The organism is Streptomyces sp. NBC_00846, assembly GCF_045207325.1.
Lineage (GTDB): Bacteria > Actinomycetota > Actinomycetes > Streptomycetales > Streptomycetaceae > Streptomyces.
The window spans coordinates 6,365,261-6,379,830 of sequence record NZ_CP108846.1 but is presented as its reverse complement, the minus strand read 5'-3'; the positions used below and the strand labels follow the sequence as shown (position 1 = coordinate 6,379,830).

Below are 14,570 nucleotides of genomic sequence, written 5' to 3'. Positions count from 1 at the left end.
ACCCTCCTTCTCCAGGCAGGCCCTTGCCATGACCCCTTCCCCGTCCCGGTCCAGCGCCGCAATCGATCCCCGGCTCACCGCGGCGTTCGCCGAGGTGCCGGTCGTCGCGTCGGTCGTCGGCACCCAGCCGTTGCGGCAGTTCCTGACCGCACCGGCCAAGGTGTGCATCCTCGCCTCGTTCGCGGTGGGGCAACTGCCCCAGGTCGTACCGGCGCTGGGCCGGGCGGGGAAGACCGTGTTCGTGAACGTGGACAGCAGCCCCGGTCTGGCCCAGGACCGGGGCGCGCTGGAGTTCATCAAGAACATGGGCGCGCACGGTGTGGTCAGCACCCGGCTCTCCCTCATAGAAAAGGGCCGCCCGCTCGGCCTGCTGACGATGATGAAGGTGTTCGTCACCGACCGGTCCAATCTGCGCCGCTCCACGGACGCGATCTCGCGCGGGGCGCCGGACCTGGTCGAGATCATGCCCGCCCCGATCATCGGCCGGATGAGCCCGCAGGCACAGCGCGCGATGTCCCCGTCGGTCGCCGCGGGTTTCGTGGAGACCCCCGCGGACGTGGCACTCGCGCTGGCCCTCGGGTCGGCCGCGGCTGCCACGTCCGACCCCCGCCTCTGGCACCTGCGCCGGGACCAGCTGCCGCCGGTCCCGCCCACCGCCCTGAAGAGGCCCCCCGCACCCCAGGAGTAAACCCCCATGACCTATGTAGTCGTCGCCCGCTACCGCACCAGGGCCGGCGAGGAGAACACCGTCCTCCCCCTGCTCGACACCATGGCAACCGCCTCCCGCCAGGAACCGGGCAATCTCGCCTACCGGGTCCATCAGGGCATCGAGGACCCGCGGGCGATCGTGCTGTACGAGGAGTACGTCTCCGAGGCCGACTTCACCGCGCACTGCGCCACCCCGCACTTCCAGGAGATCGTGCTCGGCAAGGTCGTCCCGCTGCTGGAGAGCCGCGACGTGCTGCGCTGTGCCCCGCGTCCGGAGGTGCGGGCGTGAAGACCCGTGCGGTGGTGCTGCGCGGGATATCGACGGCCCGTCCCTACTCCGGGACCCGCCCGGTCGAGGTGGAGGAGCTGGAGCTGGGCGCCCCGCGCGAGGGCGAGGTGCTGGTCCGTATCGCGGCCGCCTCGCTCTGTCATTCGGACCTCTCGGTGGTCAACGGCGACCGGGTCCGCCCGCTGCCGATGGCGCTGGGGCACGAGGCTGTGGGCGTCGTCCAGGACACCGGGCCGGGTGTCGGCCGGGTCTCCCCCGGTGACCATGTGGCGCTGGTCTTCGTGCCGAGCTGCGGCTTCTGCGCCGACTGCGCGGCGGGCCGGCCCGCCCTGTGCGCGCAGGCAGCGGCGGCGAACGGATCGGGCGCGCTGCTGCACGGCCCGTCGCTGCTGACCGACGCCGCCGGCAACCGGGTCCACCACCAGCTGGGCGTCTCCGCGTTCTCCGAACACGCGGTGCTGGCCCAGGAGTCGGTGGTCCCGATCCCCAAGGACATCCCGTTCACCGTGGCGTCGATGTTCGGCTGCGCGGTCCTGACGGGCGCGGGCGCGGTCATCAACACGGCGGCTCTGCGTCCCGGCCAGTCGACGGTGGTCTACGGCCTGGGCGGCGTGGGGCTCTCGGCGGTACTGGGCGCCCGGGCGGCGGGGGCGTACCCGATCATCGCGGTCGACCCGGTCCAGGAGAAGCGCGAGCTGGCCCTCCGGCTGGGTGCGACGCATGCGTACGCTCCCGATGACGCCTTGCGGCAGATCCGTGAACTCACCTCCGGTGGTGCCGAGCTGGCGGTGGAGGCGGTGGGCAGTCCGAAGGTCATGGCCGGGTGCCTGACGGCCGTGGCGCGGGGCGGCAAGGTCGTCTCGGTGGGCCTGCCCGCCCCCGACCGGGTGCTGGAGGTGCCGGCCCTGGCGTTCGCGGGCGAGGGCAAGTCCCTGCTCGGCTCGTACATGGGGGACGCGGTGCCGCGCCGCGACATCCCGAGGTTCCTGGACCTGTGGCGGGCGGGCCTGATGCCGGTGGAGAGGATGCATACGGGCACACTGCCGCTGGCCGACATCAACGCGGCGATGGAGGAGCTGGCTTCGGGCCGGGCGATCCGTCAGGTCATCGACACGTCGGGCATGTTGGACGCCTGACGCGATCCTCCCCGTGGCCCGGTTCCGCCGGCGGCGCCCCTGCTGGTTGCGGGGGCGCCATCGGCGTCGACGTACGACACCTGGCAGGGGACAGGTGGCATACGACATGCGATGCGGGCTACTCCTTCGCGGCCGGAGGCATCTGCCGCACGATGATCTTGCGACGGCTGATTCGCCAGCCCTGCTCACCGCGCACGATCACGTCGTCATAGGTCACGCTTCCGCACGTACCGTCCGCCTTGATACCGATCCCCTTGGAGCGGGCGCGCACCTGATCGTCACCGGCCTCGGTGAGGACGATGTTGGTGACGTGGTGACTGACGGGCCCACGCTCCGCCATCGCCAGCGCCGCGTCCCGGAAGGCCGCCAGCCCGTGCATCTCTCCATGTTCGAGGTTCGAGGTGTCGTAGACGATGTCGTCGGTGAACAGCTCGTCGAGGCGGTCGAGTTCGCCGTCGTCCACCAGATGCCCGTGCAGGGCGATCAGTTCGGTGATGGCCAGACGGTCCTCCGCTGCGAGTGTCATCGCCGGTCCTTTCGTCGGATCTCCTGACGGTACAGCCGCCTGTGGACGGTGCGGCATTTATACGGCGCGAACCGCCCGTACGGCCCGGTGGGGCAGCCGTCGCACCACGGCGGCGCGGCGCGGTCCTCTCCCGCCGAAGGCGTCGCGCCACAGGGCTGCGCAACGCCGGAACAGCCGACGCCCCAGTCTCACACCCGTCCTTCCCCGACGGCGGCAATTCGGACAGGGCACCGGAAGCCGGGGCACGCGCTTCTCGCCCTGATACGTTGGCACACATGTTCCCCTTCCGTGCGTAGGACCCCGTACTGACCGCGCCCCGTCCCACCGGGTGCGGTCCTCGGTGTCCCCGCATGCCCGCAGCGCCCTCTGGCGCGCTGCCCTCACGAGGAACGTCCTCATGCCTTCGCCCTCACCCGCGCCTTCGCGCGCCCCTTCGTACGCCACCGTCCTGCGTACCCGTCACGCCGCCCGCACCTTCGGTGCCGCTCTGTTGGGGCGGCTGTCGTACGGAATGGTCTCCCTCTCCCTGATGCTGGCGGTGAAGGACGCCACCGGCTCGTACTCCGTCGCGGGCGCCGTCATGGCCCTGTTCGGGGCGGCAAGTGTCTTCCTCTCCCCCGCCCGTGCCGCGCTGATCGACCGGCACGGGCCGCGTCGGGCGCTGCCGCCGATGGCCGGTGTCTACGCGACCCTGCTCACCGCACTGGCGTGCGCGACGTGGCGGCCCGGCGCCTCCTCGTTCCTTCTGGGGGTGCTCGCCGTGGCGGCGGGGGCCTGCACACCGCCGTTGGGACCGGTGATGCGGGCCCTGTGGAGCAGCCTCGTTCCGGAACGGGAGCTGTTGCGGCGCGCGTACAGCCTGGACGGCGTCGCCGAGGAACTGCTGTTCGTCACCGGACCGTTGCTGGTGGGCGTGGTGGTCACCTTCACCGTCCCCGCGGCGGGTGTCGCGATCAGTGGCGTGCTCGTGCTGGTGGGCGCCCTGGCGCTGGTGTCCTCGCCCGCGGTCCGCGGCATCGCCACGACACCGTCCGCCCAGGAGGCCGACACGCCCCAGGACGCGCCGCGCGAGCGGCGGCTGCTCGGCATCGTCGGGGTGCGGCACGCCGCGATCGTGGCGGCGGCCGTGGGACTCTGTCTGGGTGGGCTGGACCTGCTGGTGGTGGCGTTCACCGAACAGCGCCACCAGGGCGCCGCGGTGGCGTGGGTGCTGGCCGCCCTCTCGGCGGGAAGCGCGGTCGGCGGGCTCGGCTACGGCGCCGTCTCCTGGCGTGCGCCGAACCGGGTACGGCTGTCGGTGCCGGCCGCCGGCCTGGGGGTGGCGATGGCCGTGGCCGGGCTGTCGACCGATGTGTACGTGCTGGCCGCGGTGGTGGCGGCCGCCGGGATGTTCGTCGCACCGGCCTTGACGACCGCGTATCTCGTCGCGGACGAGTCCGTGAGCGCGGGGAGTCGCACGCAGGCGGGTGCGTGGGTCAACACCGCGGTCAATGCCGGGTCCTCGGCGGGCACCGCGGCGGTGGGTCTGCTGGTGGACCGCCTGCCGACGGCCGTGTGCTTCGCGGTCGCGGCGGTCCCCGCGCTGCTGGGCGCTGCCGCGGTGGCGCGCGGCGCGGTGGGCCGCTCCCGGATCAGCCGCTCCTGACCGTGAAAGGATGTCCCGTCCGGACATCCTTTCCGGCCCGAGGCCGTGCGGCGGGGTCGGCGGAGCTTGCTCGCCCCGCCGTCGGCCATCAGCGTCCGACCGGTGATGTACCGGGCGTCGTCGCTCGTCAGGAACGCGACGACCGGGGCGACATCCTTCTGCGGGTCGCCGAAGCGGCCCAGGGGGACCTCGGCGGCGCAGAGCGCGTACTGCTCGGGGTGCGCCTCGGCCCGGGCGGCGACGCCCGCGGTCCTCGCCATGGGCGACACGGCGTCGACGCGGATCCGGTCGGTGGCCCACTCGTTGGCGACGACCCGGCTCGGCCCGCGGATCGCCTCCTTCGCGGCGGCGTACGACGCCTGGTTCGGCTGCCTGTGCGCGGACTTCTGCGCACGATACATTTTGTGTCTATGCCGCGTGTCAGCCGGTGACGAGCCAGTCCTCCCAGACCGTCGCCAGTTCCGCGTCGAGCGCCGGTGTCACCGTGTCCAGCAGCCGCACCTGCGCCCCCGGCCCCGCCAGCTCCATGCGGTACGGGTGGGGCGGGCCCCCGGGCCTCGTGCCGAGAGCGGTGACCGAGCCGATGATGCGGTTCGGGCCCAGGATGCCGGGGAGTTCGCGCAGTTCCGGGTCCGTGAGGTCCAGGTCCTCGACCAGCAGCTCGTGGCCGTCGTACGTGGCACGGGTCGTCGCCCGTACGCTGCCGCCCCGCTCGCCGGAGCGCCCGAGGACCAGGGTGTCGCGCCACAGCATCCGCGCACCGGCCGCCAGCGCGATGTCCATCGATCGCTCGACGCGCGCACCCGTCGAGATCACGAACGGCCGGGCGTTCCAGCGCAGTTCGCCGCCCTCCGCGATGTCGACCCTGGCCCGCCAGGTCGACGAGCCGCCGCGATGGTCGTACGCCACCAGGCCGGACGGTTCGACCAGTTCCAGCCGGGCACCCGGGCCGACCGAGATGTGCAGCCGCAGATCGTCGCCCGTGAGGAGTCCCGCGCGCGTGCCGACGAGGGCGATCCGGAGGCGGTCGGGGGACGGCAGCAGGGGGCGGGGGGCGAGAAAGGCGCCGGGGCGCAGTTCGCGGGCGAGATGGCGGCCCGAACCGTCGCGCTCCACGGAGACGACCGTGGGGTCGGCCGGCTCGGCGGGAGCGACCGTCCGCGCGGTCACGAGTCGTCTTGGCTGTGACTGTGGGGTGCCATCGGGCCCGGGTCGGTGGGGATGTGGGTCCCGGAGCGGTGGCGTACGAGCACCGCCCGCACCCAGTCGGCGAGTTCGGCGATCGAGTCCGGGTCGTTCTTGGAGAGCGCGAGGACCGGGAGGCCGCCGCGGGCGTTCTCGGCGTCGGCGACCATCGCGTCCACGTCGACCTCCACGTACGGCGCGAGGTCCGTCTTGTTGATGATCAGGAGGTCGGCGCCGGTGATGCCGGGGCCGCCCTTGCGGGCGACGTCACCGCCGCCCGCGACGTCGATGCAGAAGAGCTGCGCGTCGGCGAGGGCGGGGCTGAAGGTGGCGGTGAGGTTGTCGCCGCCGCTCTCGATGAGGACCAGGTCGAGCGGTCCGTACGCCTCCTCCAGGTCCTCGACCGCGTCGAGGTTGGCGCTGACGTCGTCGCGGATCGCGGTGTGCGGGCAGGCGCCGGTCTCGACGGCGCGGATGCGCTCGGTGGGCAGGACGCCGGCCGAGCGGAGGAAGCGGGCGTCCTCGTCGGTGTAGATGTCGTTGGTGACGACGGCCATGGAGAGTTCACCCGCGAGCTCGCGGCACAGCGTCGCGAGAATCGAGCTCTTTCCGGTGCCGACCGGACCGGCGACGCCGAGGCGCATGGCACGCGGCTGGTTGAGCGGCTGGTGGTAGTGCACGTTGGGGCCCTCGGCGGGCTGCTGGTCGTGCTGCTGGTCAGGCAAGGAAGAGTCTCCGTTCTCGTGGTGCGTGTTCGAGTGCCCACTGCTCGGTGAGCGGGGGTGTACGGGCGGGCAGACCGGTCGGAGTCCGTACCGCGAGGGCCTCGGCCACCGCGGTCGTGGCGTCCGGCTCCGCGGCGAGGATCCAGGCGACGGTGTCCAGGGGATCGCCGGGCAGCAGCTTGAGCGCGGCGGAGGCGATGGTCTGCAGTTCGTCGTAGACGACGCCGTGCGCCAGCTCGTCCTCCGACACCTTCATGACGGCTCCGAGGGCGCCCAGCGCGATCGGCCTCAGTGGGCGCGGGCGGATCGCCGACAGGGCGGTGACCGCGGGGTGGTCCGGAGCCAGCCGCCGCGCCAGGCGGCACACCCCGCGGCCGAGCGTCATCGATGCCTCGCGCAGGGGTGCGGCGGGGGTCCGGGCGGCGAGGGCCTGTTGTACGGGGCCGTAGTCCACCGGGTCCTGGCCTGCGGCCCGCAGGGCGAGTACGGCGGCGGCTGCCTCGGTGACGGCCGCGGTGTGCAGCCGGGCCCGCAGCAAGGCGGGGACGTGGTCGCGGGTGAGGCCTGCCGCGACGGCCGGTTCGAGCCCCGCGCTGTAGGTGTACGCGCCGACCGGGAGCCGGCCGTCTCCGAGCAGGAGGGGTGCGAGGCCCGCCATCAGAACATGGAGTACCGCTGGGCCAGCGGCAGTTCGGTGGCGGGGGCGGGCTCGACGAGCTCCCCGTCGATGCGGATGGCGAAGGTCTCCGGGTCGACGTCGATGTCCGGGAGCGCCGTGTTGTTCGGCAGGTCCGCCTTGGTGAGGTGGCGGGTGGGTCGTACGGCGACCAACTCGCGTACCAGGCCCAGACGTTCGGCAAGTCCGTCCTCCAGCGCGGCCGGGGCCACGAAGCTGACCGAGAGATGCGGGGCGGCTTCGGCCGCGGCGGTCGGGCGCAGCAGGACGGGCTGGGTGGTCGGGATCGCGGCGTTGGCGTCACCGAGCGGCGCGTACACCACCATGCCGCCCTTGATGACGGCGGCGGGGCGGATGCCGAAGAAGGCGGGATCCCACAGCACGAGGTCGGCGAGCTTGCCGGGTTCCACGGAGCCGACGACGTGGTCGATGCCGTGGGCGACGGCGGGGCAGATCGTGTACTTGGCGACGTAGCGGCGGGCGCGTTCGTTGTCGGCGGGGAGTTCGCTGCCGCGGTCGCCGAAGCGCTGCTTCATGACGTGGGCGACCTGCCAGGTACGGCAGATGACCTCGCCGATGCGGCCCATGGCCTGCGCGTCGGAAGAGGTGATGGAGAGGGCGCCGATGTCGTGCAGTACGTCTTCGGCTGCGATGGTGGTGGCGCGGATGCGGGACTCGGCGAAGGCGAGGTCCTCGGGGACGCGCGGGTTGAGGTGGTGACAGACCATCAGCATGTCGAGGTGCTCGGCGACGGTGTTGACGGTGTGCGGGAGCGTCGGATTGGTGGACGCGGGAAGGATGTTGGGGTGGGAGGCGACGGTGATGATGTCGGGGGCGTGACCGCCGCCCGCGCCTTCCGCGTGGAAGACATGGATGCCGCGCCCGGCGATGGCGTCGAGGGTTCCTTCGACGTAACCGGCCTCGTTGAGGCTGTCGGCGTGCAGAGCGACCTGGAGACCGTAGGCGTCGGCCGCCTTCAGCGCGGCGTCGATGGCGGCGGGGGTGGCGCCCCAGTCCTCGTGGACCTTGTAGCCGCCGGCGCCGCCGAGTGCCGCCTCGCGCAGGGCGTCCTCGCCGACGGTGGAGCCCTTGCCGAAGAGCATGATGTTGAGCGGGACACGGTCCAGGGACCGGTGCATCATCGCGAGGTTCCAGGCGCCCGGGGTGACCGTGGTGGCCTTGGACCCCTCGGTGGCGCCGGTGCCGCCGCCGATGACGGTCGTGGTGCCGGTGGCCAGGGCCTCGTGGAGGGTCTCCGGCATGAGGAAGTGGACGTGGGTGTCGATGGCTCCGGCGGTGAGGATGCGGCCCTCGCCGGAGACCACGTCGGTGCCGGGTCCGATCACCAGGTCGGGGTGGACGCCGTCGCTGATGTCGGGGTTGCCCGAGCGGCCGAGGGCGACGATCCGGCCCGCTCGGACGCCGATGTCGGTCTTGACGATGCCCCAGTGGTCGAGGACGACGACATTGGTGATGACGAGGTCGAGGGCGCCGTCGGCGCGCGAAGTGGTGGCCTGTCCCATGGACTCGCGGATGGACTTGCCGCCGCCGAACACGGCCTCGTCGCCACCGAAGCAGCGGTCCTCCTCGACCTCGATCCAGAGGTCGGTGTCGGCGAGGCGGACGCGGTCGCCGGTGGTGGGGCCGTAGAGCGACGCATAAGCGGCGCGGGTCATTTGTGCCATGTCACATGCCCTCCATTTGTGACGTGGGGGCGGATACCGGAGCGCGCGTGCCCTCGGGGCCGCCGAGGGGTGCGCCGGTCGACGCACGGACACCCGGCAGCACGAGCCCGGGCACCAGTCGCCGGCCGCCAAGCGCGACGAGGGTGACGTCGGCGCCGACTCCGGGCTCGAAGCGCAGCGACGTACCTGACGGAATATCAAGCCGGAATCCCTCGGCTGCGGCCCGATCGAAGGAAAGCGCCGGATTAGCGTCCGGGAAGTGCAGATGAGATCCGATCTGAATGGGCCGATCTCCGTCATTCACCACGGTGATTCGCAATGTGGCGAGATTTTCGTTGATTTTCAGCACGCCGGACCCGGTCCGGACCTCGCCCGGGATCACGGGATCGGCGAGGTGATCGTGACGAGCTTGCGCCCGTCCGGGAAGGTCGCCTCGACCTGGACGTCATGGAGCATCTCGGGGATGCCTTCGAGCACGTCAGCGCGGGTCAGAACGCTCCTCCCCTCGGTCATGAGGTCTCTGACCATGGCTCCCTCACGGGCTCGTTCCATGGCCCAGCAGGACAACAGGGCGACGGCCTCGGGATAGTTGAGGCGCACACCCCGCTCCCGCCGGTCGCGGGCAACCATTCCGGCAACACTCAGCAACAATTTCTCCGTGTCGGACGGAGTCAGAAACATGGGAAACCTCCGTGGCGGCCTCTCGGAATTCCCGGTATCGCCCCAGCCACATTCCTCTTATAAGCCTCTCCACCCGGTCGTGGCAACTTGCCACGCACCGCAAAAAGTCCCTTTCTAGGGTTACCACCCACTAAATACGGGCAAACTGGACAAATTTTGTTGATCGGAAAAGCATAAAAGTGGCTCCACACCCTGTCGGGGGGTGTGGAGCCACCTCGTTCGCAACCTCCTGCGTGCCTCCCGCCCGTCTTGCGAGCAACCTCAAGAGGAACTGTCAGCAGGTCACTTCAGCCGGACAGTCACTTCAGGCCGAACGCCCGGATGATTTCCTGATCGACGCCGAGCCCGTCCCCGGCCTCGGCGTGCGCCTTGATCGAGACGAAACCGCCGGCCTCCTTCGACGTCTTGAACCGGGCGGTCCAGGAACCGGCCGAATTCTCGCGCAGCTCCACGGCGCTCCAGCTCTTGCCGTCGTCGTAGCTGACCGACAGCGACGCCTTCTTCGCCTTCACCGCACCGTCCAGCCACTCCTGCGTACCGGAGCCGATACCGATCTCGGTCCACCGGCCGGCCTCGACGTCACCGGCGAGGTCGGTGTCGACCTTGTAGTCCAGCTGGAGCATCGGGATGTCGGTACGGTACGGACCGTTCTCATCCGTGGCGCCCGAGAGGAAGTTCCACTCGGTGTGCGTGCGGGTGGAGGTCTTCCACACATCGGCGTCCCGGGCTGAGTCGAGCACCACGCGGTACGGCAGCTTCTCGGGTGAGAGGTTATCGGCGGCTCCGGACTGGCTCGTGCCCTTCTTGATCAGGGTGTCACCCTGGTAGAAGGCGTTGGTGACGACGGTGTGCTCGTCCCTCGTCATGGAGCCCGAGTGGCCCGCGCCCGAGTCCGTCCACGGGGTGAGGTTGAACTGGATTTGGTTGCTGGGGGTACGGAACGGACCCCAGTAGGCGGTGCCCAGACGCGGGCGGGTGATCGGCCCGAACCACTTGGCGGGGTAGGTGCGGCCCGCCTTGTAGTTCATGTCGCCGCCGCGCATCTCCTGCGCGAAACTCGTCTGCGCTGCGTCGAAGATCGAGTGGTCCTCGTACCAGAACGATGCGCCGGGAAGCGGGTTGACCCACTCGGTACGGGTGCTGGGGAACTTCTCGTACTCGCGGAAGCCGAGGCCGGGCCCGTATTCCGGGATGTCGTAGCGGTAGCCGCCGCCGAGCGTGTCCTTGTGGCCGTAGAAGGTGTTCTCCACCTTCGCCAGTTGACGGGGCGAGGGGGCGAACTCCAGCGAGCGGTCCGGGATGACGCCGTCGTGACGGTCGACCAGGTCGTACATGTAGCTCGCGAAGCGGTGCTGATCAATCGTCAGCTTGACGCCACGCTGGGCGGACTTGATCAGGTTCTCGCCCGCCAGGCGCTGGACCGAGGCGACAGGAATGGTGCCCTCGGTTCCGCGGGGGGTGTAGCTCTCCATCAGGGCGCCGTCAGCGTCGTTGACGACGAACAGCGCCTCGGCGCCTGCGGCCACAGCATTGGCGAGCCGGTCGGCGGGAGCGACCGCGTCGCTGCGGCGGATCACGACGGCCTTGCCCTTGACATCCAGGCCCTTGTAGTCGGCCACGGCGCCGTTGCCCGCGAAGACACCGGCCAGCTGCTTCTTGCTGTCTTCGGCGATGGCCGCACCGGCCTGCGCGACAACCCGCACGTCACGTCCCTCGGCCGTGACGTCTATCTGCTTCTCGCCCTGCCGCCAGCGGGTCAGGAAGGAGAAGCTGCCCTGGGTGACCTTCTTGGTGGGGCTCGCCCAGAACTGGTCGTACTTCACAGGGAACTGGTACGCGTCGCGCTGGACGGTGCCGTCCGGTGCGGTACGTGCCATGTCGAATCGCAGCTGCCGGTTCTCGGTCTCCTTCGGCGTCCGCACGCTGACCTTGTGGGCCTTGGACGCGTCGAGGGTGACCGTGGTCGTCTTGTCGAGGATGGTCTCAGGGGCCGCGAGGAAGGCCAGGGCCTTCGAGTCGGCGCGGTCACCGGCGACTTCGGCGGTCGTCCAGGCGGTGTAGTTGCCCGGCTGCATCCGCAGCGTGGTCTCGCCCGACACCTGGACAATGGCCAGGTTCGGGTTGCCGAGCGCGCCGATGACGACCCGGCCGTTCATCGGCTTGCCGTCGCGGTCACGGAGCCTGAGTGTCAGGTCGTGCAGCTCCTGCTCCTTGTTCAGGGCGAAGCCGGTGTGCGCGACGACGGTGCCCGCCGCGTCCTTGGCGATGACCTGGCCGGAGAACTGGGTGTCGCTCGCGACCGTCGACGGGTCCAGCGAGAGCACGGCCTCGGCGGTGGACCCGGCCGGGACGGTCAGCTGCTTCGTCGACAGGGTGTAGGCGTCGGCGTCCGTGTCCGTGGCCAGGTCGAGGGTGACGTCCTTCGTACCGGTGTTGCGGTACGTGATGGTCCGCTGGGCGACCGGGTCGGACGCGGAGTGCGGCCAGCTGTAGGAGGCGACCTCGACGGAGCCGGTGGCCTCGATCGTGCTGTCGACCGCCGCCTTCACATCGAGCCGGCCGGTGCCCTGCTCGTAGGGGGTGTACGCGTCGAGCTTCTTCGACGAGCTCATCAGTGCGTCCTTGATCCGCTGGCCGGACCAGTCGGGGTGACGCTGCTTCAGGATGGCTGCGGCGCCCGCGACATGCGGGGTCGCCATCGATGTGCCGGACTTCGTCGAGTACATCCCGCTGACGCCCGGGACCGACTGCGAGGCGGCCGCGTTGATACCCACACCCGGTGCGGACAGGTCGGGCTTGAGGCCGAAGGAACCCACCAGCGGGCCCATCGAGGAGAAGTCCGCACGGTTGTCCCGCTTGTCGACGGCGGCGATGGTGAGCGCCTTCTCCGCCGAACCGGGCGAGCCGATGGTGCCCGCGCCGTAGGCGTTGCCCGCGGCGATCACGAACAGCGGCCCGCCGTCGGCGGAAAGAGCGTCGACGGCCTGCGACATCGGGTCGGAGCCGTCGTCCGGGATGCTGGAGCCGAGGCTCATGGAGACGACGTCGGCGCCTTCGGCCTTCGCCCACTCCATGGCTTCGATGATCCCGGAGTCCGCGCCGGAGCCCCCGTCGCTGAGCACCTTGCCGATGATCAGGCCGGCACCCGGTGCCACGCCCATGTTGACGCCCTCCGAAGCGGCGCCGGAGCCCGCGATGGTGGACGCGACATGCGTGCCGTGACCGTGCTTGTCGAGGACCTCCTCGCCCGGCACGAAGCTCTTGGTATCGAGAATGCGGTCCTTGACGTCCGGGTGGGTCGCGTCGATGCCGGTGTCGAGCACCGCGACCTTGGCACCCTTGCCGTCGTAGCCCTCGGCCCACGCCTGCGGGGCGTTGACCTGCGGCACGGAGTCCTTGAGCGCGGCCTCCACCCGGCCGTCGAGCCAGAGCTTCGCGATGCCGTTGTCCAGCGAACGGGCCTTAGGAGTAAGGACGATGTCGTTCCAGAAGGTCCGGGCGGTGTCCTTCTCGGCCTTCAGCGCGGCGCCGTGGATGCTCGCCAGGGTGCGGGTCTTCTTCGCGCCGCGAGGAGCGGCGGGCAGTGAGCGGCCCTGGCTCGCCGGGTAGGTCGCAATCAGCGGAATGCCGCCCGACTTCCTGTCGTCGTACCCCATCTTGGCCAAAGCCGTGACGTTGAACAGCCGACGGTCCAACTTGCCTGCTGCAATCAGGGAGTTGGCCTCGTCGGGCAGGACGTACAGATCGTCACCGGCCTGCTGGACATGCACGCCGCCGACCGCTCCGTCGGGGCGGTCCACGGTGACGGTGTCCTGCTTGCCGACACCGTCCGAGTAATGCACGACATCCCCCGTGAGCAGGGTGATGTCGTACTCCTTGACGGGGGCGGCGGCCTGGCGGTCGACGGGATCGGACTGAACTGCGGCGGCGGAAGCGGAGCCCGCTGCGGGCAACAGTGCGCCACTCACCAGGGCGACCGAAGTCGCTATGAGCAGAGCCCTGCGTCCCGCACGAGCGGATCTCGCCCGGCCGGAAGCGGAGGAGGATTTAAATGTCATGCCGCAGGTCTAGAGGCAAAACCGAGGCTACGGTCGGGTTCACGCCTGGCGTGAAGCCGCCGTGGCGGCAACCCGCCCACGGACAACCGTGTTCATGGAAAGGTTCAAGCCACGGAAGTGATCACTGCCGTCGACGCCCCGTCGCCTTCGTGATGGATCGGTGTGTGCGCCCCCTTGAGCGGTACTCCGCTGCCGCCGCGCCGGTCGGCGACGATCTCGGCGGCGATCGACAGCGCGGTCTCCTCGGGGGTACGGGCGCCGAGGTCGAGTCCGATCGGCGAGTGCAGCCTGGCCAGTTCCAGCTCCGTGAGGCCGACCTCGCGCAGCCGGTCGTTGCGCTCCAGGTGGGTGCGGCGCGAGCCCATCGCGCCGACGTACGCCACCGGCAGCCTCAACGCCAGTTCCAGCAGCGGGACATCGAACTTGGCGTCGTGGGTGAGGACGCACAGGACGGTGCGCGCGTCGACGTCGGTCGCCGCGAGATAGCGGTGTGGCCAGTCGACGACCAGTTCGTCGGCCTCCGGGAAACGGGCCTTCGTCGCGAAGACGGGGCGTGCGTCGCACAAGGTGACGTGGTACCCGAGAAATTTTCCGGCCCGGACCAGCGCGGACGCGAAGTCGATGGCCCCGAAGACGATCATCCGGGGCGGCGGGACGCTCGATTCGACGAGCAGGGTGAGCGGCTGCCCGCAGCGCGAGCCGTCGGCGCCGATGGTGACGGAGCCGGTACGGCCCGCGTCCAGCATCGCGCGGGCGTCGGCCGCCGCGGTGCGGTCCAGCTCCGGATGTCCACCGAGCCCGCCCTCGTACGAGCCGTCGGGGTGGACGAGCAGGGGCCGGCCGAGGAGCTCCGCGGGCCCGTCGGTGATCCTGGCGACGGCCGCCGCCGCCCCCCGAGCGGCGGCGGCCAGCGCGGCGGCGAACACCGTCCGTGCGGGATCGTCCGCACGGACCGGTGTGACCAGGATGTCGATGACTCCGCCGCAGGTCAGTCCGACCGCGAAGGCGTCCTCGTCGCTGTAGCCGAACCGCTCCCGGACGGTGCTGCCGTCGTCGAGGGCCTGCTCGCACAGCTCGTACACCGCGCCCTCCACACACCCGCCGGAGACCGAACCGATCGCCGTGCCGTCGCGGTCGACGGCGAGGGCGGCTCCCGGCTGCCGGGGTGCGCTCCCGCCGACCGCCACGACGGTGGCCACGGCGAAGTCGCGTCCCTGCTCGACCCACCGGTTGAGCTCTTCGGCGATGTCCAGCAT

At 70.7% G+C, this 14,570-nt stretch carries 13 protein-coding genes and 1 pseudogene; 4 read left to right on the top strand and 10 right to left on the bottom strand.

Features of this window, described 5'->3' with window-relative positions; all coding sequences use genetic code 11:
- The first annotated feature begins 28 nt into the window (after nucleotides 1-28).
- The 3 genes from OG936_RS29365 to OG936_RS29355 are packed head-to-tail and all read left to right on the top strand — an operon-like array spanning nucleotide 29 to nucleotide 2,133.
- Nucleotides 29-688 (top strand): glycerol-3-phosphate responsive antiterminator, encoded by a 660-nt coding sequence (locus tag OG936_RS29365; RefSeq protein WP_383754474.1) that lies wholly within the window; start codon nucleotides 29-31, stop codon nucleotides 686-688.
- Between the two features lie 6 nt (nucleotides 689-694).
- Complete coding sequence (locus tag OG936_RS29360; RefSeq protein WP_406498769.1) at nucleotides 695-997, top strand: putative quinol monooxygenase; 303 nt, start codon at nucleotides 695-697, stop codon at nucleotides 995-997.
- Nucleotides 994-2,133, top strand: coding sequence for a zinc-binding dehydrogenase (locus OG936_RS29355; RefSeq protein ID WP_406498767.1), 1,140 nt, complete (start codon nucleotides 994-996; stop codon nucleotides 2,131-2,133). The genes OG936_RS29360 and OG936_RS29355 overlap by 4 nt, the downstream gene beginning before the upstream one ends.
- Before the next feature lie 118 nt (nucleotides 2,134-2,251).
- Here the strand turns inward: OG936_RS29355 and OG936_RS29350 are convergent, their stop codons facing one another.
- Nucleotides 2,252-2,659, bottom strand: coding sequence for a nuclear transport factor 2 family protein (locus tag OG936_RS29350; protein ID WP_406498766.1), 408 nt, complete (start codon nucleotides 2,657-2,659; stop codon nucleotides 2,252-2,254).
- Between the two features lie 397 nt (nucleotides 2,660-3,056).
- Between OG936_RS29350 and OG936_RS29345 the strand changes: the two genes are divergently transcribed.
- Nucleotides 3,057-4,304, top strand: a complete 1,248-nt coding sequence (locus tag OG936_RS29345; protein WP_406498764.1) for an MFS transporter — start codon at nucleotides 3,057-3,059, stop codon at nucleotides 4,302-4,304.
- 83 nt (nucleotides 4,305-4,387) lie between these two features.
- Here OG936_RS29345 and OG936_RS29340 read toward each other — a convergent pair.
- The 9 genes and pseudogenes from OG936_RS29340 to OG936_RS29300 all read right to left on the bottom strand — a co-directional run.
- Nucleotides 4,388-4,705 (bottom strand): annotated as a pseudogene (locus tag OG936_RS29340) (SDR family oxidoreductase); the annotation flags it as partial.
- 19 nt (nucleotides 4,706-4,724) lie between these two features.
- Nucleotides 4,725-5,474: an urease accessory protein UreD gene (locus tag OG936_RS29335; protein ID WP_406498762.1), complete on the bottom strand. Its 750-nt coding sequence runs from the start codon at nucleotides 5,472-5,474 to the stop codon at nucleotides 4,725-4,727.
- The gene (gene ureG, locus OG936_RS29330; RefSeq protein ID WP_266752545.1) at nucleotides 5,471-6,133 is read right to left on the bottom strand and encodes an urease accessory protein UreG; all 663 of its coding nucleotides are present in this window, start codon (nucleotides 6,131-6,133) and stop codon (nucleotides 5,471-5,473) included. Before ureG ends, OG936_RS29335 begins: the two co-directional genes overlap by 4 nt.
- A gap of 73 nt (nucleotides 6,134-6,206) precedes the next feature.
- Complete coding sequence (locus OG936_RS29325; protein WP_406498760.1) at nucleotides 6,207-6,872, bottom strand: urease accessory protein UreF; 666 nt, start codon at nucleotides 6,870-6,872, stop codon at nucleotides 6,207-6,209.
- Entirely contained in the window at nucleotides 6,872-8,575 is a 1,704-nt protein-coding gene (locus tag OG936_RS29320; protein ID WP_405680576.1) for an urease subunit alpha, read from the bottom strand. Before OG936_RS29320 ends, OG936_RS29325 begins: the two co-directional genes overlap by 1 nt.
- Nucleotide 8,576: 1 nt before the next feature.
- Entirely contained in the window at nucleotides 8,577-8,924 is a 348-nt protein-coding gene (gene ureB, locus OG936_RS29315; RefSeq protein ID WP_406498757.1) for an urease subunit beta, read from the bottom strand.
- Nucleotides 8,925-8,953: 29 nt separating this feature from the next.
- Nucleotides 8,954-9,256 (bottom strand): urease subunit gamma, encoded by a 303-nt coding sequence (locus OG936_RS29310; RefSeq protein ID WP_406498755.1) that lies wholly within the window; start codon nucleotides 9,254-9,256, stop codon nucleotides 8,954-8,956.
- A gap of 299 nt (nucleotides 9,257-9,555) precedes the next feature.
- Nucleotides 9,556-13,314, bottom strand: a complete 3,759-nt coding sequence (locus OG936_RS29305; protein ID WP_406498753.1) for a S8 family serine peptidase — start codon at nucleotides 13,312-13,314, stop codon at nucleotides 9,556-9,558.
- A 104-nt stretch (nucleotides 13,315-13,418) separates the two neighbouring features.
- Complete coding sequence (locus OG936_RS29300) at nucleotides 13,419-14,570, bottom strand: XdhC family protein (protein WP_406498751.1); 1,152 nt, start codon at nucleotides 14,568-14,570, stop codon at nucleotides 13,419-13,421.